The following is a 26279-nucleotide window of genomic DNA, read 5'->3' on the forward strand; positions in this document are numbered from 1 at the left end:
AAGCTTTGATTCATGAGGATTCGGCGCTCTGGACTGGCAACCGGCATTTTGCTTGCGGTGTTCTACCTGACACTGCTGCCTTTCGTTGCGCATGGCGTTGGAATGATCGGCGATGGCCTGTCGCAGGACGCCGCCCGGCGCAGCTATCTGTTCGCTGATGGCGAGAATGTCGGCAATGCCGCGATGTTGGTGCACATTCTGGCAGGTAGTTTTCTGGTCGTACTCGTCCCGCTTCAACTGCTGAAGGGGCTGCGGCTCAAGTACAATCGGTTTCACCGCGTGATGGGAGCCTGTCTGGTGGCGCTGGCATTGATCACCGGGCTGGCAGGCATGAGTTATATTCCCCTGCGCGGAACCATCGGCGGGCCGCTGATGTCTGCCGCCTTCTTTCTGTACGGGCTGTGTCTTTTCACGGCCGCGCTGATGGTGGCGCGCAGGGCTTTGGAAGGGGATCGCGCAGGACATTGGGCATGGGGATTGCGGCTGTTCTGGCTGGCGCTTGGATCCTGGCTTTACCGCGTGCATTACACATTGTGGTATCTGCTGACCGGCGGGTGGGGGTCAGAGCCCGATTTCTCGGGCCTGTTCGATCTGATTCAGAATTTCGCGTTCTTTGTACCGTATCTGCTGGTCGTACAAATCTGGATCGCCCGCAACCGTGCCACTCATCAAAATGCCCTGGTCACAGGTTCCTGATCTTGTCGGCCCGCAGGGGACACGCGAGGTAGACGCCGAATTCTGTGCCGATATCGGCGCTGACCCGCGCGTGGACCCGGCTCTGACGATCCAGAAAACGCTGGTTGTCCTCAACCGGGAAAATCCCTTCGTGCCATATGCCGGGATGGATATAGAGCCCCCTTGATCCGTCACACCAGAACGCGACCACCTTGTCCGGGGTCAGATTGTCGCCGGGCAGGGCCACAGGCACGATGAAGGGCTTGTTGTCCAGCGGCCAGAACATCTGCCCGCCGTCGGGGTGATAGTTCATATGCCACAGCAACACTTGATCCCGCGGTGCTGTTTTCCGGTCGGTTTGTGCCTGTTGGGGGTCGGCGGACCAACCCAGCACGTAGTGGCCTTTGACCGCATCGTTCTCACCGTAAAGCACGTCACCCTGCCAGTCGCATTTGAACGTGCCTTCAACCCAGCCGCCTTCGTCACCCGTGCCGTCGTCAATCGGTCGCCAGCCCTGCTGCGGCCAGCGTACGATCTCGATTTCAAAGGTTTCGGGGTCGTCGACCAAACAGCCGTACCCCTTGACCGATGTGTCCGTCGCACGGATCAGGGGAACTTCGTGCCACGGCAGCGAGGGTTTCGAACTGGCCTCGAAGATGTACTCGGGTGCGGTCATGATGCACCCAGATGCTTGTCGACCATGCGCTGAACCATCGGTGCAAAATGGGCGAAATCCGGTGTCTCCATATCCGCGCGTTTGCCGGCCTCATCCAGATACCGGACCTGAATGATCTCTTTCAGGTTCGGATTGGATTCGAACGCGGCGACTTCTTCGGCGCTCATCGGGCCGCCTTGCAGCTCCAGGGTATGGACCGAGGCGGCGGAGAGGCGGTTGAAATATTCGGGCTTGGTGGCGCAGAGATACCGCTTGGCGGCCACGTGATATCGACAGCAATCGGTGATGACCGAAGGGAAGAACTGCTCCAGCACCTCAGCACCCGCATCCTCGTGGTGGCGGTCTTCGGTATCATCGGGGTGGTAGGTTCCGAATTCGGACGTGAAATGGCCGATATCATGCAACAAGGCACCGACGATGATCTCTTCAGGCTGGCCGTTCTGTTCGGCGATGGTGGCGCCTTGCAGCATGTGCTGGGCCATGGTGACGGGTTCGCCAAGATATTCCTCACCGCCGCGGCGTTCGAAGATATCCCCGATGAAGGCGACGATATTGTCCCGGTTCAGTGTCGAGAAATCGGGCTTCATTCCGCTGCCTCCGGTTGTGTCATCTCCATCGCCGCCAAAGTCGACAGCAACCCGTCCTTGTCGGCGTAGCACCCCTGCAACCAGCGCGACCCCGCACCGGAATAGCCCAGCCTTGCATGCAGAACACGGGTGTTGTCGACGATGAAACTTTCGCCCGGCTCCAGTTTGAACGACACGCCCATGGCCGGGTCGTCGATGATCTCGCCCAGTTGGCGGTAAGCCGCATAGTAGGCTTCCATCCTGTCGAAAGGCACGTCCACGAAAGGCGCGGAGGAGCGGTTGTTGAACCGGATCCCGACCAGTTCGCCATCCGGCGACAATTCGATCATCGGACGGCGAGATCGCAGGCAGACACCGTCAGACCCCTTGTATTCAAACCGCGCCGGGTAGCCTGCCAGCAGCGCAAAGCCTTCGGGGTTCTGCGCACGCAGCTTTTCGGCAGCGCGAAAGCCGTCGACAACGATCGAGTCGCCCCCTTCGGCGCTGTTTTCCAGACAATAGAGGATTTGCAGCGTCGGCACAGGGTCGCGATAGGGGTTGTCGGTGTGGGCCTGCAAGCCAAGCCCGGTATAGGCGAGGTTGGTCGGGTTCACTTCCGTCCGAACCTCGAAATAAGGGCCATAATTGGTTTCGCGGACATAGCCGAACAGGGCGGCCACTTTCAAAAGCGACTCTGGTTCGGTTGGCCCGCCCGTCAGCCTGGCAAAGCCGTAACGCGCCACAGACGCCAGCCAGTTGCGTTTGGCCGCAGGGCTGGCATGAACCTCGTTCCAGTCGCCAGAGGGTGCGGCGATCCCGCCTTCCCAGGTGATGATGCCGGGGCCGGTGCGGCCCAGCGTATCGTCCCGTTCGCAATCATAGTTGTGTTCGGCCAGCCATTCGGCTGGGAAGGTAACGGTTTTGTCTTCGGGCTGGAACGTGACCTGAAGGCCGCCCGCGACAACCTCGGCTGAACTGACCGAGATGTCAGCAGGGATATCGCCGATGGTGATCAGCCGCTGGCCGTTGCCCGGGGCACGGGTTTCCGGGTCCAGCGCGTTGTCGCGCAGCCAGATGGCGTGAAAGCGGGCTTGCGTTCCTGTGTCGAACGCGACGGTGACGACCGAACTGTCATGGGTGGCGGTGCGCAGCATTTGGGGTCTCCTGTTCGGCGCGAGCTTTGGTTGAGCAGATACGCTGTTCATGGCATTACGACAATTAATCCTTATTTCGGCTGAGGCTTGGAAAATCTAATGGCTAAGAAAAAGATCGGTCTACCGCCGTTGGACTGGTTGCGCGTGTTCGAGGCAGCCGGGCGTCTTGGTGGGTTCTCGGCAGCAGCCAAGGAGTTCGGGCTGACGCAGGCCGCTGTCAGCCAGCGGATCGGCAATCTGGAAGCCTGGCTGGGCCGATCCCTGTTCGTGCGCGAGGCGCGGGGCGTGTCACTGACGGTTGAAGGTGAAAGCTATCTGCCTTTGGTGCAGGACAGCCTTCGCGCGCTGGAGCGCAATACCGAGGATCTGTTTGGCAAATCCCCGCGTGAGCTGCGCGTGGCCGGGTTGTCGTCGAACATCCACGCATTGGTTCTGCCGGCGCTGACCCGGTTTCACGACATGCAGCCCGGGGTTCGGGTGATGACCGACTCGGTCGCGCGCCGGTCGTCTTTGGACGAAGAACGAACCTGGCTGCAAATCCGATATGGTCGGGGCATCTGGGCCGGGCGTGATGCCGCCCTGATCGCACCCGAGGTCCTTGCCCCCATGTCGCCGCCGGGCGTCGACTGGGGTGACCCATTGATCGATCTGCGCGGAGAACGCCCCGGCTGGAGAGAGTGGAGCCAGAAGAACGGCCAGCAGGACCTGCCGCCTTCAAAAATCAGCTTTGATTCGATGGAACATGCGATCTCGGCTGCGCGGCGCGGCATGGGTGTGGTGTTGGGATCGGTTCCGTTGGCCCTTGCCGACCTGCAAGAGGGGCGGTTGCGACGGCTGGATTTACCCGAATTGCACACCAAAGACGGGTACTGGCTGACCTGGCCTGAAGACCGGGCGCAGTCCAGAAAACAGCGTGCCCTGATCGAGGATTTCCTGAATGCGCTGCGTGGTTGACCGTTCAGAAGTCGATGGCGATGCCCTTCTTTTCCCAGTCACCATAACGGGCGGGGTCCGGCCCGTCTCGGCCACCCAGCTCTTTCGGCAATTCCTGGGCCTGGGCCGCGGCTTTGCGGCGGCGTTCTTCCGCTTCGGCCAGGGCGCGCCGGGCGGCGGGGGGCAAGTCTTTGCGGTCGTCAGTCATGACATCGGGTTCCTTTCCGTGCACAGCCTTGATATACGCCCGCGTCCGCCATTGGCAATGCGGGCGCAGGTCACATGAAGGCGGTACCATGTCTAACAGCGCAACAGCAGCACGGCGCAGCGCAATCTATCTTCTGGATCAGGTTCTGGGCGAAGGTCGCCTGCTGGCCGAGTGTCTGGCGGCGGGCGCCGTGGATCGGTTGGAGCCCGAGGACCGCGCACGCGCTCAGCGCCTTGCTTTGGAAACGCTGCGTGGGCTGGAACGGGCCGACCGCCTGTTGGACAATCACCTGAACCGCACACCTGCGTTGACGGTCCACAACGCACTGAGACTGGGGGCGGTCGAGCTTTGTAATGGCGAAGCCGCGCATGGCGTCGTCAATTCCATGGTCGAGATCGTCAGCCGTTCGCGCAAGCATGGTCGCCTCAAGGGGTTGGTGAACGCCGTTCTGCGCAAGGTTGCGGCAGAAGGCCCCGAGGCGTGGCCAAAGATGCGCGTTCCGCGTTTGCCGGAGTGGTTGCGTGAACCTCTGATCGCGGCGTGGGGCACGGATGCTGTTACCGGAATGGAGCAGGCACATTTCGCGGGCGCACCACTGGACCTTACCTTGAAACCAGGGGCGAAAGGCCCCTCAGGCGAGATCCTTCCGACCGGGTCGGTGCGTATAAAGGACGCGAGTCAGGTCTCGACCCTGCCGGGGTACAAGGCCGGAGACTGGTGGGTGCAGGACGCCGCTGCGGCTTTGCCGGTTCGCGTTCTGGCCCCGAAGGCGGGCGAAAAAGTGCTGGATCTCTGCGCGGCCCCAGGTGGAAAAACGATGCAACTTGCGGCCGCAGGGGCTGATGTCACGGCACTGGATGTGTCGGAATCACGGATGGAACGGGTGCGCGAAAACCTTGCAAGGACCGGCCTGAAGGCGAAGGTCGTTGTTGGCGATGCGCTGGAACACGAGGGCCAGTACGACGCGATCCTGCTGGACGCGCCGTGCTCGGCCACAGGTACGATCCGCAGGCATCCTGACTTGCCGTTTGCCAAGGACGGTTCGGAATTCGGCGGTCTGATTGAACTCCAGTCGCGCATGTTGGCCCACGCGTGGGGCTTGCTCAAACCCGGTGGGCGTCTGGTCTATTGCACGTGTTCCCTGCTGCCGGACGAGGGCGAAGTTCAGGTTGAAGAGGCGCTGGACATGTATTCGGACATGAGCGCGGATCGCGACGCGCTGAACGTACCCGGTGTTGAAACGGATTGGATCACTGAAGAAGGCGGCATGCGATTGCGCCCTGATTATTGGCCGGATCGGGGCGGTATGGATGGGTTCTATATCGCGTGCCTGACCAAATCCGTCTGAACGCACGCTTTTCGATGACTTGACGATCGGCGCGGTCTATCGTTGGGTCTCAAGCGCCAGCAGAGCGCAAGGGGCAGAGTAACACGCGTCATGTCGAAATCAGACACCATGACCAGCCGGTGGATGCGGTTTCAGAACCGTTTCTATGCGCGCCTGAGCCAGCGGCAGAAGGCGGTCACAGGGTTTGTTGCGCAACCGGATCCGCGCTCGGTGGGTTCGTTTGCACGTGGGCGGCAACTGGTTGCCGGAAACCTGTTGTTCGCAGGCTATCTGGTCGAGGCCGAAGATACAGGGCTTTGGGACGTCACCGCCCCCAGTGCCGGATTTGACGAAGAACGTCACGGCTTTGCGTGGCTGGATGATCTGGCTGCGGTCGGAGACATGCGTGCGCGGGAAAAGGCGCAGCGCTGGGTCTGGGGATGGATCGAGGCGCACGGGCGCGGGCAAGGGCCCGGCTGGGTGCCTGATCTGACCGGACGACGGGTGATGCGCTGGATCAACCACGCGCTTTTTCTGCTGCGAGGGGCGGATGAAAAACAAAGCAAACTGTTTTTCCGCTCGCTTGCTCAACAGACATGGTTTCTGTCCAAACGCTGGCAGGCCGCGACCCCGGGTCTGCCCCGGTTCGAGGCGCTGGCTGGGCTGGTACAGGCCGGGCTGGCGCTGGAGGGGCTGGAGCACATGGCCGACCCGGCCCTGCGCGCCCTGGCCGGAGAATGTGACCGTCAGGTCGACGCGCAAGGCGGCATTCCAACACGCAATCCGGAAGAACTGCTCGAGGTCTTCACATTGCTCAGCTGGACATCGGCGGCGCTGAGCGATCTTGGGCGCGGCACGCCTGCCGCTCAGGCCAATGCGATCAAACGGATCGCGCCGACCCTGCGCAGCCTGCGCCACGCGGACGGGGCCTTGGCACGGTTCCATGGTGGCGGGCGCGGTGTCGAGGGACGTCTGGAACAGGCTCTTGCGCAAAGCGGCGTCAAACATAAGGCGGCAACCGAATTGCCGATGGGCTATGCCCGGCTGGCAGCCGCACGCACCACGGTGATCGTGGATGCCAGTGTGCCGCCTTCCGGAGCGGCCTCGTACAATGCGCATGCCTCTACTCTGGCGTTCGAGTTGACCTCGGGGCGGCGGCCGCTGATCGTGAACTGCGGGTCGGGGGCCAGTTTCGGACTGGAATGGCGCCGCGCCGGACGGGCGACGCCGTCGCACTCGACGCTTTGCCTGGATGGGTTCTCAAGCGCCCGGCTGGCCAGCCCGGTGCCGGGGCGTGAAGCTCAGGCGCTGGTTGACGCACCGCAAGAGGTGCCCGTTGATTTCGAGGATGCGTTCGAGGGCATCCGCTTCATGGCCGGGCATGATGGATACGCAAAGGTCTTTGGCCTGACCCATGCGCGTACATTCGAATTGCGATTTGACGGTCGGGAACTGACCGTTGAGGATATTCTGCTGACCGCGACCGACAAGGCGAAGCGACAGTTTGACAAGGCGATGGATGCTTCGGGCCTCAGGGGCATCGGCTATGACATCCGGTTTCACCTGCATCCGGATGTCGATGCGGCGCTGGATTTGGGCGGGGCGGCGGTGTCGATGGCGCTCAAAAGCGGTGAAATCTGGGTTTTCCGCCATGATGGCGTTGGAAAATTGTCCGTCGAGCCAAGCGTTTACCTTGAAAAAGGGCGTTTAAAGCCACGCGCGACAAAACAGATCGTTCTATCCGGGCGCGCAATGGAGTATGCGACGCGCACCCGGTGGACTCTGAGCAAGGCACAGGACACAGCCTATGCCGTGCGCGATACGCACCGGGACGAGCCCGATTTAGACTGACGCCAAAAGGACCTTTGGACCCATGACCGATCTTCACCCCGTGCGCCGCGCGTTGCTTTCCGTATCCGACAAAACCGGGCTGATCGAGCTGGGCAAGGCGCTGGCCGAGCGCGGGATCGAACTGCTGTCGACCGGCGGCACGGCCAGGGCGTTGCGTGATGCAGGGCTTGCGGTGAAGGATGTCAGCGAGATCACCGGCTTCCCCGAGATGATGGATGGTCGGGTCAAGACCCTGCACCCGATGGTGCATGGTGGCCTGCTGGCGCTGCGGGACAACGACACCCATGTTGCTGCGATGGAAGAACACGGCATCGGTGCGATCGATCTGCTGGTTGTGAACCTCTATCCGTTCGAGGCAACCGTGGCCAAAGGCGCGGGTTATGACGAATGCATCGAGAACATCGATATCGGCGGTCCGGCAATGATCCGCGCGGCCTCCAAAAACCATGCCTTCGTGAATGTGGTTGTGGATGTCGAGGACTATTCCTCGCTGCTGGATCAACTGGAAGAAAACTACGGCAAGACTTCCTATGGTTTCCGTCAGTGGCTTGCGCAAAAGGCGTATGCGCGTACCGCGGCCTATGACACGGCTGTGTCCAACTGGATGGCCGACGCGCTGGAGCTTGAAGCCCCGAAACGTCGCGCCTTTGCCGGTGAATTGAAACAGACCCTGCGCTATGGCGAGAACAGCCATCAGCAGGCGGCGTTCTACACCGACGGCACAAACCGTCCGGGCGTTGCGACCGCCGTGCAGCATCAGGGCAAGGAACTGAGTTACAACAACATCAACGACACCGATGCGGCCTTTGAGCTGGTGGCCGAGTTTGACCCCCAGCAGGGCGCCGCCTGCGCCATCATCAAACATGCCAACCCCTGTGGCGTGGCCAGGGGTGCAACCCTGCTTGAGGCCTACAAGGCTGCCTTCGACTGCGACCGCACCTCTGCCTTCGGCGGTATCGTGGCGTTGAATCAGCCTCTGGACGCCGAGACCGCGCAGGAGATCACCGGGATTTTCACCGAAGTCGTGATCGCTCCGGGCGCATCGGATGAGGCCAAGGCAATCTTTGCCGCCAAGAAAAACCTGCGCCTGCTGACGACCGAAGCGCTGCCGGATGTGACCGCCGGTGGGAAAACCGTGCGTCAGGTGGCCGGCGGGTTGCTGGTGCAGGACAAGGATAACGGCTTTGTCGGCATGGATGATCTGAAAGTTGTGACCAAGAAGGCCCCGACCGACGAACAGATGCGTGACCTTTTGTTTGCCTGGAAAGTGGCCAAGCACGTCAAGTCCAACGCCATCGTCTATGTCAAAGACGGCGCCACCGTAGGCGTCGGCGCGGGCCAGATGAGCCGTGTGGACTCGGCCCTGATTGCCGCCAAGAAAGCCGAACGTATGGCTGACGTGCTGGGCTTGGCCCAACCGCTGACCATCGGCTCGGCCGTTGCGTCGGACGCGTTTTTCCCCTTCCCTGACGGCCTGATGGAAGCGGCCGAGGCGGGCGCAACCTGTGTGATCCAACCGGGTGGGTCCATGCGTGACGATGAAGTCATCGCCGCCGCGGATGAGGCGGGCCTTGCCATGGTCTTTACCGGCATGCGCCATTTCCGCCACTGATGCGGTCACGCCTGCTTCTCTGGGCGGCGCTGGCCGCCTTTGCGATCGACCAGATCAGCAAATACCTGGTCGTTCACGTCATGCGCGTGGCCGATCAGCCCGGCGGCATCGATGTTGTGCCGCCGCTGCTGGTGTTCAAATACGGCGAGAACCGGGGCATCAATTTCGGCCTTTTCCAAGGAAACTCGGAGGCCGCGCGCTGGATTCTGATCGGCGTTTCCGTGGCGATCTGTGTTGGCGTGCTTGTCTGGCTCAGCCGTGCAGCCCATTCAAGGCTGATGCTGTTTTGTGGCGGCCTGCTGATTGGCGGTGCGCTGGCGAATGTGGTGGATCGGGTTCTTTACGGCTTTGTTCTGGATTTCCTGAACATGTCCTGTTGCGGCATCAACAATCCGTTTGTTTTCAACCTCGCAGATGTCTTCATATTTGCAGGAGCCATCGGGCTGGTGCTGTTTGACGGCAAAAAGGCCTCGTGACGCGCGGAATGATATGCGATAAAAGCGCCTGAAACAGGCTGGAGACACCAATGCGGATGCCGCGCGCCCTATTTGTTTTGACTGTTGCCGCTGCGGTTGCGGCGTGTTCGAATCCGGGTCTTCGGGATCTGGAGCCTCCGGGTCCGGGGCCGGATGAGTTTTCCGTGCTGCCGGTCAAGCCGCTGACCCAACCTCAGGACTATGCGTTCTTGCCTGCACCCACGCCGGGTGGCGCGAATCTGACGGATCCGAACCCAAATGCCGATGCGGTGGCTGCGCTGGGCGGAAATGCTGCTGCGCTGAACCCGAATACGGCTGTGCCATCCTCGGATGCAGCGCTTGTCACGGCCTCCAGCCGCTATGGTGTTTCCCCCGATGCGCGGCAGGTGGTCGAGGCTGATGACGCCGCGTTCCGCAAACGGCGGGGGCGTTGGACCGGTCTGCGCCTGTTCCCGGTCGACCGCTATGGTCAGGTTTACGAAAAACAATCGATCGATCCGTTCGCGGAAACAGAAGCTGCCCGTCGGGCCGGGATCGAAACCCCTTCTTCGCCGCCGGGTGAATAATTCTTAACTTTCCGTCATCGGGCTTGAACCCGGGCCGCGTCACCGTAGTTTGAATACCAGAAACGAAACGGAGGATGCCCCATGGTTCGGGCCCTGGCCTTGTCGGCTGCCCTGATCGCTGCCACCCCGGTTTTTGCCGAGGACGGGAAAGAAGCGGTCACCACATTCACATTGGACAACGGAATGGATGTCGTCGTGGTCGAAGACCACCGCGCACCGGTCGTACAACACATGGTCTGGTACCGTGCCGGATCCGCAGATGAGCCGATCGGATCCTCGGGTGTGGCGCATTTTCTGGAACACCTTCTGTTCAAAGGCACCGACACGCTGGCCCCGGGTGAGTTTTCGGCCACCGTCGCAGCCAATGGCGGCAACGACAACGCCTTTACCTCGTATGACTACACCGCATATTTTCAGCGTGTCGCGGCCGACAGGCTAGAGTTGATGATGCGGATGGAATCCGACCGGATGCGAAACCTTCGGCTGAGCGAAGAGGATATTCTGACCGAACGGGACGTGATTCTTGAGGAACGCAACCAACGTACCGAAAACAACCCGCGCGCCCTGTTCGGCGAACAGATGAGTGCGGCTCAGTATCTGAACCACCGCTACGGCGTTCCGATCATCGGTTGGATGCACGAGATGGAAGATCTGGACATGGAGGACGCGCTGTCGTTCTACCAGACCCATTATTCACCCAACAACGCCATTCTGGTGGTCACGGGTGACGTTGATCCCGACGAAGTCCGCGCGCTTGCCGATCAGTATTACGGTGTGATTCCCGCCAATCCGGACCTGCCCGAGCGGGTGCGGTCACAAGAGCCGCCGCAAACGGCCGAGCGTCGCCTGACCTTCAAGGACCCGCGCGTCGCCCAGCCTTACGTTCAGCGCAGCTATCTGGCCCCGGAACGCGATCCGGGCGAACAGGAAAAAGCGGCGGCTCTGTTTCTGCTGGCTGAATTGCTGGGTGGAAGCACCACCTCTTATCTGAACGAAAAGTTGCAGTTTGATCAGCAGAAGGTCGTCTATGCCGGGGCGTTCTATCGTGGTGTTTCGCTGGATGACACGACCTTCGATCTGATCGTCGTTCCGGCCGAGGGTGTTTCCCTGCAAGAAGCCGAAGACGCCATGGACCAGGCCGTGGCCGACTTCATCGCCGAAGGTGTGAACGAAGACGACCTTGAGCGCATCAAGATGCAGCTACGCGCCGCCCAGACCTATGCGCGCGACAATGTGGACGGCATCGGCAACCGCTATGGCCGGGCCCTGACCAGCGGTCTGACGGTCGAAGATGTGCAGGCCTGGCCCGAGATCCTTCAGGCCGTGACCGGTGATGAGATCATCGCCGCAGCCCGCGAAGTTCTGCAACCCGAGGCGTCTGTTACCGGCTGGCTGATGCGCGATGACGAGGTGACGCAATGAAACGGTTTATTGCAACGCTGGTTGCCTGCCTGGTCGCCCTGCCGGCTTTGGCCGAGATCGAGATCGAAGAAGTGACCTCGCCCGGTGGCATCAAAGCCTGGCTGGTCGAGGACCATTCCATCCCATTCACCGCGCTGGAACTGCGGTTCCGTGGCGGCACGTCGCTGGACGACCCTGACAAACGCGGCGCGGTCAACCTGATGAGCGGGCTGATCGAAGAAGGCGCGGGCGATATGGATGCGCGGGCCTATGCGCGTGAACTCGAGGCTCTGGCCGCTTCGTTCCGATACAATGCCGGCGACGATGCAGTTTCGATTTCCACGCGTTTTCTGTCCGAGAACCGGGATGAAGTGGTCGATTTGCTGCGCACGACGATCCACGAGCCGCGTTTTGATCAGGATGCGGTTGATCGGGTGCGCGCCCAGATTCTGTCGGGCCTGCGCTCGGACCAGACTGACCCGAACGAAATCGCAAGCCTCACCTTTGCGCAGATGGCCTACGGGGATCACCCCTATGGATCCGAAGGGAAAGGCACCATCGAAAGCGTCTCAGCCCTGACCCGTGACGACGTGGTCGCGGCTTATGAAGGCGTCTTTGCCAAGGATCGCCTGTACGTGGGGGCCGTTGGCGATATAACGGCAGAGGAACTGGGGATCCTGCTTGATACACTGCTCGGCGACTTGCCGGACACCGGCAAGCCCATCCCCGGCAAGGCCGAGGTGAACATTCCCGGTGGCGTCAGTGTTGTCGAATTCGACACGCCTCAGTCCGTGGCTTTGTTCGGTCAGGCCGGGATTGATCGGGATGACCCGGATTTCTTTGCGGCCTTCGTTCTGAACCACATTCTTGGCGGCGGCGGGTTTGAAAGCCGGCTGATGCAGGAGGTGCGCGAAAAGCGCGGCCTGACCTATGGGGTCGGGACTTATCTGGTGCCCAAGGATCTGGCCTCGGTCTATCTTGGGTCCGTGTCCTCTGCCAATGACCGTATCGCCGAAGCCATCGACGTAATTCGCGATGAATGGGCGCGCGCGGCCACTGAAGGCGTGACGCAAGAGGAACTTGACGACGCCAAGACCTATCTGACCGGCGCCTATCCGCTGCGGTTTGACGGCAACGGACAGATTGCCGGGATCATGGTTGGGATGCAGATGGAAGGCCTGCCGATCGACTATATCGCCACCCGGAATGACAAGGTGAACGCGGTGACATTGGAAGACGTAAACCGCGTTGCTGCCGAACTGCTTGACCCGGACGGTTTGCACTTTGTCGTCGTTGGCAAGCCGGTTGGACTGGAAACAACGAACTGAACCTGTGGGGGTAAGCTGCGGCTTACCCCTTTTTCATGCTGCGCAGCATGTCTCCCATCATCTGGCCGAACTTGCCTGAGCCACGCTGATACAGCGCCCCGTCCACAGCCAGAACCGTACCGCTGATATAGCTGGCCATGTCCGAGGCCAGAAACAGGCAAGCGTTGGCCACGTCCTGCGGCTGACCCCAACGGCCCAGCGGCACGTCGCGGCGCAAGGCCTCGCCGGCATCGGGTGTGGGGGCAAGGCGCTTGGCGCCTTCCGTGCCTTCGATGAAACCCGGCACCACCGAGTTCACCCGGATGCCTTCCACGCCCCATTCCATCGACAGGGTGCGGGTGATCTGGTCGACCCCGGCCTTGGCGGCACAGACATGGGCCTGGCCCTCGTAGGGCAGATAGGATTGCGGGGCCGAGATGTTGATGATGTTGCCGCCGGGGCGTTTCAGATAGGGATAGGCCCCTTTCATCACATGCACGGTGCCCATCAGGTCGATCTCGACCACGGTGCGGAAGGCGTTGACCGACATTTCCGCCATCAGCGCCGGAAAATTGCCCGCCGCACCCGAGATCAGCACATCGAAATCACCAAATGCGTCGTGGAACTGCTTGAGGCCAGCCGCCACCGCATCAGGGTCACGCACATCGAACGCTGCCCCGATCGCATCCTGGGCACCTGCGGCTTTCAGCGCGGCGACGGTGTCATCCACCTTGTCCTGCGACCGGCTGGCCACGGCCAGTTTGGCACCTGCCGCCGCGAAAGCCTCGGCAATACCGCGGTTGATACCGCTGGTTCCGCCGATGACGATGACGGTTTTTCCTGAAAAATCCATGTAGGCCTCCCTTGGCGGGGAGCCCTACTCGCCGTAGGGCACCCAGATGTTTTTCACTTCGGTCGAAGCCTGAAGGAAGCGGCGGGAATGGTCCATGCCCCAATCAAATGCCGTCGCGTTATTGACCCATGTCCGTTTCAGGTTCCCGGCCGAGACGACCTCGATCTCCTTCGACAGGTCGGTGGACGAGAACGACCAGACCGCATCCACATTCAGGTGTGAGGCCAGCGGTTTCGCCAGTTCTGCATGGCTGCCGGTCAGGATGTTGACCACGCCGGCGGGCACGTCCGAGGTGTCCAGCACCTGATAGAAATCGGTGGCCGCCAGCGGATAGGGCTCGGACGCCACCAGAACCACCCGGTTGCCCATGGCGATCGCCGGCGCCATGGCCGAGACCAGACCCAGCAGCGGCGCCTCGTCGGCGCACAGCACGCCGATCACGCCCACCGGTTCCTTCATCGCAATCGCCACGCCCCGGATCGGAACGCCATGCACCTGGCCGTCATACTTGTCGGCCCAGGCGGCGGCGGTGAACAGGCGCCGGATCGCGGCGTCGACCTCTTTCGCGCCATCCTTGCGGCCGGTCATCGCGTCGATGCGCCCGGCGAATTCATCCGCGCGGGCCGAGAGGTTCTCGCCGATATAGTACAGGATCTGCGCCCGCAGATGGCCGGTGGTCTTTGACCAGCCCTTGGCCCCCGCCGCGGCCTCGACCGCGTTGCGCACGTCCTTGCGGTTGGCAAGGCCCACGTGGCCCAGCAGCCCCGCCTTGCCCCAGACCGCGCGGGAATAGCCGCTGTCAGGCCGCGCCTGCTTGCCGCCGACATACATCTTGGCCGTACGGTCAATCGGATCTACCGGCGCACCTTCGCCAGTGACTGCTTCGACCTTCGCCAGCGGTTTTGCCTTGCCTTTGGGCTTGGTATAGGCGCTCAGCCCTTCCCAGCCTCCTTCCCGGCCAAAGCCGCTTTCGCGTACACCGCCAAACCCGGCGGCGGCGTCGAACAGGTTGGTGGCGTTTACCCAGACCACGCCCGCGACCAGCTTGGGCGCGATGTCCAGCGCAAGGTTCACGTTCTCGGTCCAGACCGTCGCGGCCAGCCCGTAGCGGGTGTTGTTGGCCAGCTCGACCGCCTCGGCCGGGGTGCGGAAGGTGGACGAGACCAGAACCGGGCCAAAGATCTCCTCCTGCATCAGAGGGTCCGAGGTCTCCAGGCCCGAGATCAAAGTCGGCGGATAGTAGCAGCCGTTGGCAGGTAAACCACACGCGGCTTGGTGAACGTGACCAGCGGTGTTGCTTTCGACCATGCCTTTTATGGTCTGCAACTGCACCGGGTCCACCACGGCGCCCACGTCGATGCATTTGTCCAGCGGGTTGCCGACCCGCAGCTTGTCCATCCGCGCGCGCAGCTTATCGTAGAACCGCTCGGCGATGCCTTCCTGCACCAGCAGGCGCGAGCCCGCACAGCAGACCTGACCCTGGTTGAACCAGATCGCATCGACCAGCCCCTCGATGGCGCTGTCGATATCGGCGTCGTCAAAGACGATATAGGGCGACTTGCCGCCCAGCTCGAGCGTCAGGGCCTTGCCCGACCCGGCGGTGGCCTCGCGGATGCGGCGGCCCACTTCGGTCGAACCGGTGAATGCGATCTTGTCCACGTCGGCGTTCACGATCATCTCGCCCACCGCGCCGTCGCCGGTGACGATGTTGACCACGCCCTTGGGCAGCCCGGCCTGCATGCAGATATCGGCAAACAGCAGCGCCGTCAGCGAGGTGTATTCGGCGGGCTTCAGAACCACCGTGTTGCCCATGGCCAGTGCAGGCGCGATCTTCCACGCCAGCATCAGCAAGGGGAAGTTCCACGGGATGATCTGGCCGCAAACCCCCAGCGCCTCAGCGTCGGGCAGCTCGGTTTCCATCAGCTGGGCCATGCCCGCGTGATAGTAGAAATGCCGCTGCACCAGCGGAATGTCGATGTCGCGCGATTCCCGGATCGGCTTGCCGTTGTCCAGCGTTTCCAGCACCGCGAACAGGCGGGCGTGTTTCTGGATCAGCCGCGCGATGGCATAAAGGTAACGGGCGCGGCCAGCGCCACCCAGTTTTTCCCACTTAGGTTGCGCCTTGCGGGCGGCGGCAACGGCGGCGTCCACATCGGCCTGCGTGGCCTGGGTCAGCTTGGCCAGAACCTCGCCCGTGGCCGGGTTGCGGCTTTCAAACCCCTTGCCCGGCTTGGTGAAGGCCCCGTCGATGAAATGGCCGAACGTGTCGCCCTGATCGACCAGCCATGCCAGGGCCTCGGCGGCACTTTCCGGGGCGGGTCCGTATTCCATGGTCTCGAAAATCTCTTTGACTGTCATTGTTCCTGTCCTCAGCCCATCGGGTGCCGGTAGCCGGCCGAGTATGCCCCGGTGACGAAATGCTCCAACTGCCGCTCGATATCGCCCAGCAGCGACGAGGCGCCAAAGCGGAACAGGTCGGGTTGCAGCCAGCGGTCGCCAAGCTCGTCCTTGATCAGCGACAGGTAGACCAGCGCGTCCTTGGCCTTGGAAATCCCGCCCGCGGGCTTGTAGCCCACGCGATGGCCGGTGTGCTCGTAATAGTCGCGGATGGCGCGGATCATCACCAGCGACACCGGCAGGGTGGCGTTGATGCTTTCCTTGCCGGTCGAGGTCTTGATGAAATCGGCCCCCGCCATCATGCAGACCAGCGAGGCGCGCGCCACGTTGCGTAGGCTGCCCAACTCGCCGGTGGCCAGGATGGCCTTTACATGCGCCTCGCCGCAGGCTGCGCGGAACGCCTTCATCTCGTCATACAGCGCCTGCCAGTCGCCCGTCAGCACATGGCGGCGCGAGATCACGATGTCGATCTCCTCGGCCCCGGCCTTGACGCTTTCCTCGATCTCGGCCACGCGCAGGTGAAAGGGCGACAGGCCCGCCGGAAAGCCGGTGGATACGGCCGCGACCGGAATCCCGGTGCCTTTCAGCGCCTCCACCGCCGTTTCGATCATGTCGTGATAGACACAGACCGCCCCGGTGGTGATCGGCGGCATGTCCAGCGCCTTCAGCAGGGCGGGCGACACCGGCTGGCGGGCCTTGGCGCACAGGCGGCGCACGCGGCCTTCGGTGTCATCGCCCGACAGGGTGGTCAGGTCGATCATGGTGATTACCTTCAGCAGCCAGGCTGCCTGATATTCCTTTTTGACCGACCGGCGGCCCGGCAGGGTCGCGGCGCGGCGCTCGATAGCCGAGGTATTGGCCTGAACGGCGCGCACCCAGTCCAGATCCAGATCCATGCCGGGATTCCGGGCTTCGGTCACTTGCGGCAGATGCGCGGTGCGCACGGGGCTTTCTGAGCTCTGCGTATCCATTGTCACGTCCTTTGGGAGGTTTGCGACAAAATCGCACGGGAGACCGGGGAATGGAAGATGCAGGCATGCAATGTTTGGATAATTTTTGACCAAATGGACAAAATGCGACGACTTTCTTGCGAATAATTCGCATTAGCGTTGACTTACTTGCGAATGGTTCTCATATTCAGCTCACACAGGAAGCAAAAGCTGAGGTCGAAGATGATTCGCCGGAATTTTCTTGCAGTATTGGCGCTGGCGGTATCCCTGCCAGTCACGGCCTGGGCCGATGCACCCCTCAAGGTGGTGGCCACGACGGGCATGATTGCCGACGCGGCACGTCAGGTCGGTGGAGATCATGTTGACGTCAGGGGGCTGATGGGGCCGGGCGTCGACCCGCATGCCTATCGCCAGACCCGCAGCGATATCGTGGCGATGACCCGTGCGGATCTGATCCTGTGGCATGGCCTGTACCTCGAAGCGCAGATGGAGGATTTCTTCCATGACCTTGAACGCAAGCGGACCGTGGTTGCAGTTGCCGAAGGTATCGACAAGTCGAAGCTGCGCGCGCATGATGATTATGCCGACAAATATGACCCGCATGTTTGGATGACGCCCGAGTTGTGGCGGGACGTGGTGCTTGAAGTGCAGGCAGCCCTCACCGAGGTACGTCCTGAAGCGGCCGAGGTTTTTGCAGCGAATGCGCAGGCACACCTGGCGGATATCGATCGTCTGACAGACTATGCAGACAAAGCTCTGGCGTCCGTTCCGGACAACAACAAGGTTCTTGTCACCGCCCATGATGCCTTTGGGTATTTTGGTGAAAGCTTCGGGTTCGAGGTTCTGGGAATTCAGGGCATCTCGACCCAGTCCGAGGCGGGCCTGAACCGGATAGGCGAATTGGTCGATCTGCTGGTTGACCGCAAGATCACGGCTGTTTTCGTCGAAAGCTCGGTCTCGGATCGGTCAATCCGCGCGCTGATCGAGGGCGCGGCTGCCAAGGGACATGAAGTGCACGTGGGAGGCGAACTGTTCTCGGATGCCATGGGTGAAGAAGGAACCTATGAAGGCACTTATGTTGGTATGCTGGATCATAACATTACGGTCATTGCCAGTGCTTTGGGTGGTGATGTGCCGGATCGTGGAATGGACGGAAAACTGTCGGCGGGGTTTTGATCGATGCTGGGTCTGGTCAGCAATGAAGGTATGACCGTTGGTGACGGGGGGTTGGTCGACAGCCCCCTTGCCCTGCGCGGCCTTACGGTCTCTTACGGGCAGAAACCTGCGGTGTTTTCAGTCGACATGACCGTACAGCCCGGGGCGATGACCGCGATCATCGGACCGAACGGGGCCGGAAAATCCACATTGCTCAAGGCGGCGCTTGGTATCGTTTCCCCCCTGTCAGGTCAGGTGACCGTGTTTGGCCAGCCATTGGACACGCAGCGCGCACGCATTGCCTATGTACCTCAGCGCGCCAGCGTGGATTGGGATTTTCCAACACGCGTCATCGACGTGGTTCTGATGGGCCTGTCGCGCGAACTTGGCTTGCTGGGCCGTGTGCGTGCCCGCCACAAGGCGTGCGCGATGGATTGTTTGCACCGCGTGGGAATGCGGGATTTCGCGAATCGCCAGATCGGGCAGCTGTCCGGCGGGCAGCAGCAACGTGTCTTTCTGGCGCGCGCGCTGGCTCAGGGCGCTGATCTGTACCTTCTGGATGAACCTTTCGCAGGCGTGGATGCCGCCACCGAGAAAGCCATCATCTCGGTGCTGAAATCCCTGAAAGAGGCGGGCAAGACGGTCGTCGTGGTGCATCACGACCTTGCGACCGTGACCGATTATTTCGACCATGTTTTCCTGATCAACACCCGCAAGGTGGCCGAGGGGCCAGTGGCCGAGGCCTTCACGGCGGAAAAATTGCAATCAGCATATGGCGGTCGACTGGCAACCGCGCAGATCGATCAGATATCGCGCGCGCTGGGGTAACGCATGCTTTGGGATGCTCTGACCCTGCAACTTGGTTACAACGCCACGCTGGTTGCCATCGGTGCAACCTTGCTGGGTGTTTCAGCCGGTGTGACGGGGACGTTTCTGTTCCTGCGCAAACGCGCTTTGGTCAGTGATGCAATCAGCCACGCAACCCTGCCAGGCGTCTGTCTGGCTTTCATGGTATTGGTCGCACTCGGAGGGGACGGGCGCAACCTGCTGGGCCTGTTGGCGGGATCGGCCATCTCGGCCTGGATCGGCCTTCTCTGCATGAACTGGCTGACGCGTCACACGCGTTTGGCCGAAGATGCCGCCATCGGAGCGGTCCTGTCGGTCTTCTTCGGCTTTGGCATCGTTTTGCTGACGGTCATACAGACGATGGGCGTAGGCCGTCAGGCCGGGCTGGAAGGCTTCCTGCTTGGGTCCACGGCCGGGATGCTCTGGGCTGATGCGATGATCATTGCGATCGGTGGCGCTGCGACGCTGCTGATGGTGCTGATCATTCGTCGCCCGATGATTCTTGTGGCCTTCGATCCTGAATATGCCGCAGCCCGCGGGTTGCCTGTGCACAAGATCGATCTGGCCATGATGGGGCTGGTCATGGCCGTGACTGTGGTTGGCCTGAAAATCGTGGGTTTGATTCTGATCGTGGCTTTGCTGATCATTCCTGCCGTGACCGCGCGGTTCTGGTCCGAGCGCTCGGACCATGTCGTTCTGCTTGCGGGATTGGCCGGCGGGTTGGCGGGGTACATTGGCGCGGCCATTTCGGCCTCGGCGCCAAACCTTCCGACGGGGCCGATTATCGTTCTGGTCAGCTTTGCCTTCTTTGTCGTGTCTTTGTTTCTGGCGCCGATACGTGGCGTTTTGGCGGCGGTGCTGCGCCATCTGCGCTTTCAACGTCGGGTGCATATTCGTCAGGGTCTTTTGGCCTTGGCGCAGGGTCAAAAGATCTACGAACCCCTGACCCTGCGCTTGCTGCGCCGCGCTGGGCTGGTACGCGCGGACGGCGTTGCGACCGACATTGGCAAAGCCCGTGCGGCCAAGGCGCTGCGGGATGAAAAGCGCTGGGAAATCGTGCGCGCAGATCAGGCGCATGAGGCAACAGCCGCGCTATATGATGGGTTGCGGGATATCGAAACCGTCCTGACCCGCGATCAGATCGCCGAGATAGACCGCCGCATCGGCGGGCCAATGGGGGTGCCGGTATGAGTGGTGAAGAATTTGTCCCCCTGTCTCTGACGCCGTTGTTGATCGGTACATTCGCGGCCATTGCCTGCGCGTTGCCCGGCAATTTTCTGGTGTTGCGCAAACAGGCATTGATCGGAGACGCGATCAGCCATGTGGTGCTGCCGGGAATCGTCGTGGCGTTTCTGATCACAGGGACGATATCGACCTGGCCGATGATGCTGGGCGCGGCAGGCGCTGCCGTTGTGGCCGTGGTGCTGATCGAAGCCATTCGCCGATTGGGTCAGATCGAACCCGGGGCCGCCATGGGCGTGGTTTTTACCACCATGTTCGCTGTGGGCGTCCTGCTGCTTGAGCAGACGGATACGTCGACGGTGCATCTGGATGTGGAACATGCGCTTTACGGCAATCTCGAAAGCCTGATCTGGCTGGACGCCACCGGATGGTCGTCCTTGCTGGACACAGAGGCGCTGTCCGGATTGCCCCCGGAATTACCTCGCATTGCGCTGACACTGGTCGGTGTGTCTTTGTTTACATGGCTGTTCTGGCGGCCGCTGAAGATCTCTACCTTCGACGAGGGCTTTGCCCGGACCGTTGGCATTCGCACCGGCGTTCTGGGCATGGCACTGGTCATCACCGCGGCAATTGCGGCGGTGGCGGCTTTTGACGCGGTGGGCTCGATCATCGTGATCGCCATGTTCATCTGCCCGCCCGCCGCGGCGCGGATGTTGACCAACCGACTGGAAGCGCAGATTGCATGGAGCGTTGTGTTCGCCATAGCCGCGGCAGTGTCGGGTTATGTGCTGGCAGGTTATGGCCCGCTGTGGCTGGGCGGCGCGGATGCCGTCAGCGCGGCGGGCATGATCGCCACGATGTCAGGCTTGATTCTCGCTGCGGCAGCGATGTTCGGACCCTGCCGGGCCAGGATCGGCGTACGCACATCGGGCTGATCAGGCATTTTCCCGCCACACTTGCCCGCACGTCATCGGCCAATCTCTGCCAAGAAACTAAGCGGGAGAATCTTAAGCAGATTTTCCGACACGTGCATGATACATCCTGCCCCATTGATTAGCTGAAACACACCACTCACTTGGCACGTCCGGGTGATCCGGAATGAATTCTCGTTCGCGGACACCCGGGCGCCCCCTCTCTTCCAAAAAGTGCGGTTCAAACCGGTGGCAGAATCGTGCGCGGCTATGCTAGGTATAGGGGTATGGCGCAGGTAAACCCCAATATCGGCGAAAAACGCCCCGTGATTAAGCAGCTCGACGATGCCGCAATCAACCGCATCGCGGCTGGTGAGGTGGTGGAACGACCGGCCTCGGCGGTCAAGGAACTGGTCGAGAATGCAATCGATGCCGGGGCCACGCGGATCGCAATCGATGTCGCAGATGGCGGCAAGACCCTGATCCGGGTCACGGATGATGGCTGCGGTATCGCGGCGGAAGATCTGCCGCTGGCCTTGTCCCGCCATGCCACGTCAAAGATTGACGGTTCGGACCTGCTGAACATCCACACTTTCGGGTTCAGGGGTGAGGCGCTGCCATCCTTGGGCGCCGTTGGGCGTCTGACCATAACCAGCCGCGTTCCCGGTGCGGATGCGGCGCAGGTGCACGTCGCGGGTGGCAAGATGGATGCGGTCAAACCCGCCGCCCTGCGCGCGGGGACTGTGGTCGAACTGCGCGATCTGTTCTACGCCACGCCAGCCCGCCTGAAATTCATGCGCACGGACCGGGCCGAGGCGCAGGCGATCACCGACATAGTGAAACGGCTGGCCATGGCCGAACCTTCCGTGACCTTCACCCTGCGCGATGTGTCCGGTGGCGGCGAGGGTCGCGTGACCTTTCGCGCGGATCGCGAAAACGGGGATCTGTTTGATGCGCTCCACGCCCGACTGGCCCGCGTGATCGGGCGCGAATTTGCGGAAAACTCCTTGCAGATTGATGCCACGCGTGAGGGCATCCGACTCTATGGCTATGCTGCCCTGCCGACCTATTCCCGGGGCGCTGCGGTGGCACAGTACCTTTTCGTCAACGGACGTCCTGTGCGCGACAAGATGCTGACTGGCGCGCTGCGGGCGGCCTATTTCGACTTCCTGAGCCGGGATCGCCACCCGGCGGCAGCTCTGTTCATCGACTGCGACCCCACGCTGGTTGACGTGAACGTCCACCCTGCGAAATCCGAGGTTCGGTTCCGGGATCCCGGTGTCGCGCGGGGGCTGATCGTGTCCAGCCTGCGCCATGCTTTGGCCGAGGCCGGGCACAGGGCGTCCTCGACCGTTGCCAATGCGACGCTGGGCGCAATGCGACCGGAACCCGCACAGCCTGCTCCGGCGCGGGTTTATCAGATGGATCGCCCGTCCTCTGCCGCGCGCACGGCGGCGTATCGCGCACAGGCACCGGGATTTGCGGAACTGGCCAATGACTACAGCGGCAGCTTCGTCGAGCCGACCCCGGTTGCACAGGTCGCCGAGGTGCACGAGCCTCAGGCGCAGGATCTGCCGCTTGGTGCTGCTCGCGGGCAGGTGCACGAGAATTACATCATAGCCCAGACCGCCGATGGCATGGTGATCGTAGATCAGCATGCTGCACATGAACGGCTGGTTTATGAAAAGCTGAAAACGCAGATGGCCGAGAATGGCGTCGCGGCGCAGGCCCTGCTGATTCCGGAAATCGTGGAATTGTCGGAAGGGGATTGCGCCCGCCTGATGGCCGTCACAGATGACTTGACGCGCCTTGGCCTGACCATCGAACCTTTCGGCGGAAGCGCCATTGCCGTACGCGAAACCCCCGCCATTCTGAGCGAAGTCGATGCGCGCGCGATGATCCTCGATATCCTGGATGAACTTGCTGATCAGGGCGAAAGCCAGATGGTTCAGTCAAGGATCGAAGCGATCCTCAGCCGGGTGGCCTGTCATGGGTCGATCCGATCCGGCCGTCGGATGCGGGCCGAAGAGATGAATGCCCTGCTGCGCGAGATGGAGGCGACGCCGCATTCCGGCCAGTGCAACCATGGGCGACCAACCTATGTGGAACTTAAGCTCAGCGATATCGAACGCCTGTTCGGACGCAGTTGATCTGGTTTCAAACACGGTTTAACAAGATAGAAACAAAACGAGAACAAACTGACCCCCATGATCCAGATTGCAGGCACTGAAATGGCGTTGAATGATCCCGTGATTCTGACCGTGGGTGGTGTGGTGGCGTTGATTCTGCTGCTGCTGTTCCTGTCGTTGCGGGCGGCCAACCGCTCGGCCCGGATGGCGGAACCTCTGGCGCGGCAGATGGCGCATCTGGGTCAGCACGTCCAGCAACTGGGCCAGGGCCAGGAACAGTTGCGCGGCGGCCTTCAGCATGTCTCGGACACTCAGGCCAACGCGCAGATGCAGGTGATTCAGACGGTCGAGGCGCGGTTGGCTTCGGTCCAGCAACAGATGAATGACCGGCTGGCGGATAATGCGATGAAATCGGCGCGTGCGCTTGCCGAGATGCAGGAACGGATGAAAGAGACGTTGCATGGATCGTCGAAACAGACGGCGACCTCGCTGACCCAGTTGCAGGAACGTCTGGCCGCCATCGACAAGGCACAGGACAATATCACCAAACTGTCGGGCGATGTGCTGTCTTTGCAGGATATCCTGTCAAACAAGCAAAGGCGCGGGATGTTCGGGGAAATCCAGCTGAACGATATCGTGTCCAAGGCGCTGCCCGCTGACAGTTATTCGTTGCAGGCCACTCTGTCGAACGGCAGGCGGGCGGATTGCCTGATTCACCTGCCGAACCCGCCCGGACCGATCGTGATCGACGCGAAATTCCCGTTGGAGGATTTCGAGGCGCTGGCCGCTGCGCAGACAAAGGCGGATGTGGATAGATGCCTGCGGGCCTTCGGTGCTGCGGTGAAAGTGCATATCAAGGCGATTTCCGAAAAATACATACTGGACGGGGAAACCGCAGACGGTGCCTTGATGTTCGTGCCTTCCGAGGCGATTTATGCCGAACTGCACGCGCGTCTGCCCGATGTCGTGCGTGAAGGGTTCGCCGCGCGGGTCTGGATCGTGTCCCCGACGACATGCATGGCCACGCTGAATACCATGCGGGCGATCCTGAAAGATGCGCGTATGCGCGAACAGGCCGGTGCAATCCGCAAAGAGTTGGGGCTGCTGCACAAGGATGTGGACCGCCTGGGTGATCGCGTCTCGAACCTGGATCGTCATTTCGGGCAGGCGGCCAAGGATATCTCGGAAATCAAGATCAGCGCCGAAAAGGCTGGCCGACGTGCGCAGCGTCTGGACAATTTCGACTTTGAAGAAATCGAGACCAAGGCCGAAACCGGCGTTGTGCCCCTTGCTCGACACGAAGGTTGAAATCTATTGGATGGACAGGTCCAGATTGTACCCCACGGTTTTACCGGTATCCCTGTCATTGCCCATCAGATAGACGCGGATCGTATAGTCACCATCGTCGGGCAGGGTGATCCGGGCCGTATTGCCGTCAATCGACCCGTTGTAGATCGCCACACCATCGCTGCCCGGCGGCAGGATGTTGAAATAGATCACGCCATTACCATTGGTGTCGCTGACTTGAAGATCGGCAAACATCTCCTGTCCGGCTTTGGCGCCAAGCGTATAGTCGAAGTACGCATCTCCTGAGATGGTCCCACTGACCATCGTTCCATAATTGCCGGGCTGAAACTGAACCTCGGCCGACATTTGGGCCGAGACGACGGGCGCGACTGCAACGAGAAGGACGGATACAAGAAGTCTTCCGAACATGATCATTCCTTTCAAAACACGCCGTTCGCGGGCCCCGTAGGCAAACTCAGATGCGCAGGAAGGGTTGGAACAGGCGCGGCATCAACCTGGTGAATTTCAACGGTGCATCGGTAACCGCCAGGCAAATGCAGTCTTCCGAAATGTCCGCCACGGGCGTGTGTTCCAGATCCTCGTCCGCGATCTCGACGTCGCCACGGGCGAAGCGATCCACTTCATCCGAGAATGCGCCCTGAAGCACCATCGTCAATTCTATCCCGTTGTGGCCATGATCTGGTACAGCCGTTCCGGCGGGAATGAACAGCAACCGGGCCGAGGCCTCGCTTGTGGTTGGCAGGATGGCTTGCTTTACGCCCATGCCGATCGGTTTCCAGCGGATATCTGAAACCGTACCGCCGACATAATCCTGCAACGGGGCCGGCAATACCGGGCAGTTCGGACGCGCCGGTTTGGCCGCTGGCGCGCCTTTGGAGATCAACGCCATAGTAGAGGCCAGAGATGTATCACTCATGGCGATGGAGTCCGTCTGTTCCTCCAGAACATGCCCGCCCACGGCATCGTAGCTTTCCGCCCGCGCACGGCAATGGTCGCACAGCGACAGGTGCGTCGCGACCATCAGGTCGAAGGCTTCGGGCAGATTGCCTGCGGCATATGCCATCAGCAGGTCATCTGTCAGGTGATGTTTGATCGATTTACTCATCGTACTCATCTCAGTTCATCGCATGGCGCAAGCGGTCCAGCGCCAGCCTGATTCGTGATTTGATCGTTCCCAGGGGCAACCCGGTCTGAGACGCAATTTCCCGATGACTCAGATCACCGAAATACGCCTTTTCGATCAGCTCTCTCTGCGCGTCCGGCAACGCTGTCAAAGCGGTGCGCAGCTGCGCGGTTTCCTGTTGCAGCATGATGACATCGTCCTGTTCAGGCTCGGCCTCGGGACCCCACCACAGTTCTTCGGGTTCGGGGCGGCGTTGCTTTCGCAGAACGTCAATGCGCTTGTTCCGAGCGATGGTGAACACCCAGGTGGCCACCGTTGCCCGCGTCGGGTCGAACAGATGGGCTTTGTGCCACAAGGTCGCCATCACCTCCTGGGCGCACTCCTCAGCCATCGTGGCGTCTGATCCTGACTTCATCAGGAACGCCTTGATTCGTGGCGCGAAATGCTGGAACAGTTCGGCAAAAGCCGCCTGATCCTGCGCCTCGCGGATGCGCCTGACGTGATCCACCCATTCGGTTCTGGTCTCGCGCCTGCCGTTTCTTCCGTTCACCCGTCTACCCTTGATGCGTTTCTTTTCGCGCCGAGGCTGAAGGACGGCCGGTTCAGCCGCAGGTTCGTCCAAGGTCACGGTATCAATCTCGGTAAACATAACCTCATTACGGCGCGTTCCCCA

At 61.4% G+C, this 26279-nt stretch carries 25 protein-coding genes; 15 read left to right on the top strand and 10 right to left on the bottom strand.

What is annotated here, in order from left to right:
- Nucleotides 1-12: 12 nt before the first annotated feature.
- The gene (locus AC2FFD_RS14865; RefSeq protein WP_257599495.1) at nucleotides 13-696 is read left to right on the top strand and encodes a DUF2306 domain-containing protein; all 684 of its coding nucleotides are present in this window, start codon (nucleotides 13-15) and stop codon (nucleotides 694-696) included.
- On the opposite strand, the gene AC2FFD_RS14870 is transcribed toward AC2FFD_RS14865, so the two are convergent.
- From AC2FFD_RS14870 to tmpA, 3 genes are read right to left on the bottom strand one after another with little or no spacing between them, the layout of a single operon-like run.
- Complete coding sequence (locus AC2FFD_RS14870) at nucleotides 683-1351, bottom strand: ureidoglycolate lyase (RefSeq protein ID WP_496873459.1); 669 nt, start codon at nucleotides 1349-1351, stop codon at nucleotides 683-685. The genes AC2FFD_RS14865 and AC2FFD_RS14870 overlap by 14 nt on opposite strands.
- Nucleotides 1348-1938, bottom strand: a complete 591-nt coding sequence (tmpB, locus tag AC2FFD_RS14875; protein WP_171117191.1) for a (R)-1-hydroxy-2-trimethylaminoethylphosphonate oxygenase — start codon at nucleotides 1936-1938, stop codon at nucleotides 1348-1350. Before tmpB ends, AC2FFD_RS14870 begins: the two co-directional genes overlap by 4 nt.
- Complete coding sequence (gene tmpA, locus AC2FFD_RS14880; protein WP_496873460.1) at nucleotides 1935-3071, bottom strand: 2-trimethylaminoethylphosphonate dioxygenase; 1137 nt, start codon at nucleotides 3069-3071, stop codon at nucleotides 1935-1937. Before tmpA ends, tmpB begins: the two co-directional genes overlap by 4 nt.
- Nucleotides 3072-3170: 99 nt before the next feature.
- Here tmpA and AC2FFD_RS14885 point away from each other — a divergent pair, with 99 nt between their 5' ends.
- Complete coding sequence (locus tag AC2FFD_RS14885; RefSeq protein WP_496873461.1) at nucleotides 3171-4025, top strand: LysR family transcriptional regulator; 855 nt, start codon at nucleotides 3171-3173, stop codon at nucleotides 4023-4025.
- A 4-nt stretch (nucleotides 4026-4029) separates the two neighbouring features.
- Here AC2FFD_RS14885 and AC2FFD_RS14890 read toward each other — a convergent pair whose 3' ends face one another.
- Nucleotides 4030-4212, bottom strand: coding sequence for a DUF1674 domain-containing protein (locus AC2FFD_RS14890; protein ID WP_496873462.1), 183 nt, complete (start codon nucleotides 4210-4212; stop codon nucleotides 4030-4032).
- Between the two features lie 88 nt (nucleotides 4213-4300).
- Between AC2FFD_RS14890 and AC2FFD_RS14895 the strand changes: the two genes are divergently transcribed.
- The 7 genes from AC2FFD_RS14895 (at nucleotide 4301) to AC2FFD_RS14925 (ending at nucleotide 12773) form a co-directional block, all read left to right on the top strand.
- On the top strand, nucleotides 4301-5560 hold the full coding sequence (locus AC2FFD_RS14895; RefSeq protein ID WP_496873463.1) for an RsmB/NOP family class I SAM-dependent RNA methyltransferase: 1260 nt from the start codon (nucleotides 4301-4303) through the stop codon (nucleotides 5558-5560).
- A gap of 90 nt (nucleotides 5561-5650) precedes the next feature.
- Complete coding sequence (locus AC2FFD_RS14900; RefSeq protein ID WP_496873464.1) at nucleotides 5651-7390, top strand: heparinase II/III family protein; 1740 nt, start codon at nucleotides 5651-5653, stop codon at nucleotides 7388-7390.
- Between the two features lie 22 nt (nucleotides 7391-7412).
- Entirely contained in the window at nucleotides 7413-9002 is a 1590-nt protein-coding gene (gene purH / locus AC2FFD_RS14905; RefSeq protein WP_257599489.1) for a bifunctional phosphoribosylaminoimidazolecarboxamide formyltransferase/IMP cyclohydrolase, read from the top strand.
- Entirely contained in the window at nucleotides 9002-9478 is a 477-nt protein-coding gene (gene lspA, locus AC2FFD_RS14910; RefSeq protein ID WP_170346676.1) for a signal peptidase II, read from the top strand. Before purH ends, lspA begins: the two co-directional genes overlap by 1 nt.
- A 50-nt stretch (nucleotides 9479-9528) precedes the next feature.
- The gene (locus AC2FFD_RS14915; protein ID WP_170346675.1) at nucleotides 9529-10044 is read left to right on the top strand and encodes a DUF3035 domain-containing protein; all 516 of its coding nucleotides are present in this window, start codon (nucleotides 9529-9531) and stop codon (nucleotides 10042-10044) included.
- Nucleotides 10045-10125: 81 nt separating this feature from the next.
- Nucleotides 10126-11466: a M16 family metallopeptidase gene (locus AC2FFD_RS14920; protein WP_170346674.1), complete on the top strand. Its 1341-nt coding sequence runs from the start codon at nucleotides 10126-10128 to the stop codon at nucleotides 11464-11466.
- Nucleotides 11463-12773 carry a M16 family metallopeptidase gene (locus AC2FFD_RS14925; RefSeq protein ID WP_171726087.1) on the top strand — a complete coding sequence of 437 codons (1311 nt, stop codon included), beginning with the start codon at nucleotides 11463-11465 and terminating at the stop codon, nucleotides 12771-12773. The genes AC2FFD_RS14920 and AC2FFD_RS14925 overlap by 4 nt, the downstream gene beginning before the upstream one ends.
- A gap of 22 nt (nucleotides 12774-12795) precedes the next feature.
- Here the strand turns inward: AC2FFD_RS14925 and AC2FFD_RS14930 are convergent, their stop codons facing one another.
- From AC2FFD_RS14930 to deoC, 3 genes are read right to left on the bottom strand one after another with little or no spacing between them, the layout of a single operon-like run.
- Entirely contained in the window at nucleotides 12796-13605 is an 810-nt protein-coding gene (locus AC2FFD_RS14930) for an SDR family oxidoreductase (RefSeq protein WP_496873465.1), read from the bottom strand.
- 24 nt (nucleotides 13606-13629) lie between these two features.
- Nucleotides 13630-15963, bottom strand: a complete 2334-nt coding sequence (locus tag AC2FFD_RS14935) for an aldehyde dehydrogenase family protein (RefSeq protein WP_496873466.1) — start codon at nucleotides 15961-15963, stop codon at nucleotides 13630-13632.
- An 11-nt stretch (nucleotides 15964-15974) separates the two neighbouring features.
- Nucleotides 15975-16973, bottom strand: coding sequence for a deoxyribose-phosphate aldolase (deoC, locus tag AC2FFD_RS14940; RefSeq protein WP_496873467.1), 999 nt, complete (start codon nucleotides 16971-16973; stop codon nucleotides 15975-15977).
- 201 nt (nucleotides 16974-17174) lie between these two features.
- Between deoC and AC2FFD_RS14945 the strand changes: the two genes are divergently transcribed.
- The 6 genes from AC2FFD_RS14945 (at nucleotide 17175) to AC2FFD_RS14970 (ending at nucleotide 24483) form a co-directional block, all read left to right on the top strand.
- The gene (locus tag AC2FFD_RS14945) at nucleotides 17175-18128 is read left to right on the top strand and encodes a metal ABC transporter solute-binding protein, Zn/Mn family (protein WP_171117221.1); all 954 of its coding nucleotides are present in this window, start codon (nucleotides 17175-17177) and stop codon (nucleotides 18126-18128) included.
- 3 nt (nucleotides 18129-18131) lie between these two features.
- Nucleotides 18132-18935: a metal ABC transporter ATP-binding protein gene (locus tag AC2FFD_RS14950; RefSeq protein WP_496873468.1), complete on the top strand. Its 804-nt coding sequence runs from the start codon at nucleotides 18132-18134 to the stop codon at nucleotides 18933-18935.
- Between the two features lie 3 nt (nucleotides 18936-18938).
- Nucleotides 18939-20144 carry a metal ABC transporter permease gene (locus AC2FFD_RS14955; protein ID WP_496873469.1) on the top strand — a complete coding sequence of 402 codons (1206 nt, stop codon included), beginning with the start codon at nucleotides 18939-18941 and terminating at the stop codon, nucleotides 20142-20144.
- A complete protein-coding gene (locus tag AC2FFD_RS14960) occupies nucleotides 20141-21070 on the top strand; it encodes a metal ABC transporter permease (protein ID WP_496873470.1) in 930 nt (309 codons plus the stop codon). The genes AC2FFD_RS14955 and AC2FFD_RS14960 overlap by 4 nt, the downstream gene beginning before the upstream one ends.
- Nucleotides 21071-21333: 263 nt before the next feature.
- Nucleotides 21334-23196 (top strand): DNA mismatch repair endonuclease MutL, encoded by a 1863-nt coding sequence (gene mutL, locus AC2FFD_RS14965; RefSeq protein WP_496873471.1) that lies wholly within the window; start codon nucleotides 21334-21336, stop codon nucleotides 23194-23196.
- A gap of 57 nt (nucleotides 23197-23253) precedes the next feature.
- Entirely contained in the window at nucleotides 23254-24483 is a 1230-nt protein-coding gene (locus AC2FFD_RS14970; protein ID WP_224858362.1) for a DNA recombination protein RmuC, read from the top strand.
- A gap of 3 nt (nucleotides 24484-24486) precedes the next feature.
- On the opposite strand, the gene AC2FFD_RS14975 is transcribed toward AC2FFD_RS14970, so the two are convergent.
- From AC2FFD_RS14975 to AC2FFD_RS14985, 3 genes are read right to left on the bottom strand one after another with little or no spacing between them, the layout of a single operon-like run.
- Nucleotides 24487-24891, bottom strand: a complete 405-nt coding sequence (locus AC2FFD_RS14975) for a hypothetical protein (protein WP_170346663.1) — start codon at nucleotides 24889-24891, stop codon at nucleotides 24487-24489.
- A 46-nt stretch (nucleotides 24892-24937) separates the two neighbouring features.
- A complete protein-coding gene (locus tag AC2FFD_RS14980; protein WP_496873472.1) occupies nucleotides 24938-25588 on the bottom strand; it encodes a ChrR family anti-sigma-E factor in 651 nt (216 codons plus the stop codon).
- Between the two features lie 10 nt (nucleotides 25589-25598).
- A complete protein-coding gene (locus AC2FFD_RS14985; RefSeq protein WP_425080001.1) occupies nucleotides 25599-26255 on the bottom strand; it encodes a sigma-70 family RNA polymerase sigma factor in 657 nt (218 codons plus the stop codon).
- Between the last annotated feature and the right edge of the window lie 24 nt (nucleotides 26256-26279).

It is taken from the genome of Ruegeria sp. YTSC002 (assembly GCF_059609845.1).

Bases quoted from the DNA above. Each gene is read 5' to 3' on its own strand.
- AC2FFD_RS14865 (WP_257599495.1), top strand. From the start codon at position 13: ATGAGGATTCGGCGCTCTGGACTGGCAACCGGCATTTTGCTTGCGGTG.
- AC2FFD_RS14870 (WP_496873459.1), bottom strand. From the start codon at position 1,351: ATGACCGCACCCGAGTACATCTTCGAGGCCAGTTCGAAACCCTCGCTG.
- tmpB (WP_171117191.1), bottom strand. From the start codon at position 1,938: ATGAAGCCCGATTTCTCGACACTGAACCGGGACAATATCGTCGCCTTC.
- tmpA (WP_496873460.1), bottom strand. From the start codon at position 3,071: ATGCTGCGCACCGCCACCCATGACAGTTCGGTCGTCACCGTCGCGTTC.
- AC2FFD_RS14885 (WP_496873461.1), top strand. From the start codon at position 3,171: ATGGCTAAGAAAAAGATCGGTCTACCGCCGTTGGACTGGTTGCGCGTG.
- AC2FFD_RS14890 (WP_496873462.1), bottom strand. From the start codon at position 4,212: ATGACTGACGACCGCAAAGACTTGCCCCCCGCCGCCCGGCGCGCCCTG.
- AC2FFD_RS14895 (WP_496873463.1), top strand. From the start codon at position 4,301: ATGTCTAACAGCGCAACAGCAGCACGGCGCAGCGCAATCTATCTTCTG.
- AC2FFD_RS14900 (WP_496873464.1), top strand. From the start codon at position 5,651: ATGTCGAAATCAGACACCATGACCAGCCGGTGGATGCGGTTTCAGAAC.
- purH (WP_257599489.1), top strand. From the start codon at position 7,413: ATGACCGATCTTCACCCCGTGCGCCGCGCGTTGCTTTCCGTATCCGAC.
- lspA (WP_170346676.1), top strand. From the start codon at position 9,002: ATGCGGTCACGCCTGCTTCTCTGGGCGGCGCTGGCCGCCTTTGCGATC.
- AC2FFD_RS14915 (WP_170346675.1), top strand. From the start codon at position 9,529: ATGCGGATGCCGCGCGCCCTATTTGTTTTGACTGTTGCCGCTGCGGTT.
- AC2FFD_RS14920 (WP_170346674.1), top strand. From the start codon at position 10,126: ATGGTTCGGGCCCTGGCCTTGTCGGCTGCCCTGATCGCTGCCACCCCG.
- AC2FFD_RS14925 (WP_171726087.1), top strand. From the start codon at position 11,463: ATGAAACGGTTTATTGCAACGCTGGTTGCCTGCCTGGTCGCCCTGCCG.
- AC2FFD_RS14930 (WP_496873465.1), bottom strand. From the start codon at position 13,605: ATGGATTTTTCAGGAAAAACCGTCATCGTCATCGGCGGAACCAGCGGT.
- AC2FFD_RS14935 (WP_496873466.1), bottom strand. From the start codon at position 15,963: ATGACAGTCAAAGAGATTTTCGAGACCATGGAATACGGACCCGCCCCG.
- deoC (WP_496873467.1), bottom strand. From the start codon at position 16,973: ATGGATACGCAGAGCTCAGAAAGCCCCGTGCGCACCGCGCATCTGCCG.
- AC2FFD_RS14945 (WP_171117221.1), top strand. From the start codon at position 17,175: ATGATTCGCCGGAATTTTCTTGCAGTATTGGCGCTGGCGGTATCCCTG.
- AC2FFD_RS14950 (WP_496873468.1), top strand. From the start codon at position 18,132: ATGCTGGGTCTGGTCAGCAATGAAGGTATGACCGTTGGTGACGGGGGG.
- AC2FFD_RS14955 (WP_496873469.1), top strand. From the start codon at position 18,939: ATGCTTTGGGATGCTCTGACCCTGCAACTTGGTTACAACGCCACGCTG.
- AC2FFD_RS14960 (WP_496873470.1), top strand. From the start codon at position 20,141: ATGAGTGGTGAAGAATTTGTCCCCCTGTCTCTGACGCCGTTGTTGATC.
- mutL (WP_496873471.1), top strand. From the start codon at position 21,334: ATGGCGCAGGTAAACCCCAATATCGGCGAAAAACGCCCCGTGATTAAG.
- AC2FFD_RS14970 (WP_224858362.1), top strand. From the start codon at position 23,254: ATGATCCAGATTGCAGGCACTGAAATGGCGTTGAATGATCCCGTGATT.
- AC2FFD_RS14975 (WP_170346663.1), bottom strand. From the start codon at position 24,891: ATGTTCGGAAGACTTCTTGTATCCGTCCTTCTCGTTGCAGTCGCGCCC.
- AC2FFD_RS14980 (WP_496873472.1), bottom strand. From the start codon at position 25,588: ATGAGTAAATCGATCAAACATCACCTGACAGATGACCTGCTGATGGCA.
- AC2FFD_RS14985 (WP_425080001.1), bottom strand. From the start codon at position 26,255: ATGTTTACCGAGATTGATACCGTGACCTTGGACGAACCTGCGGCTGAA.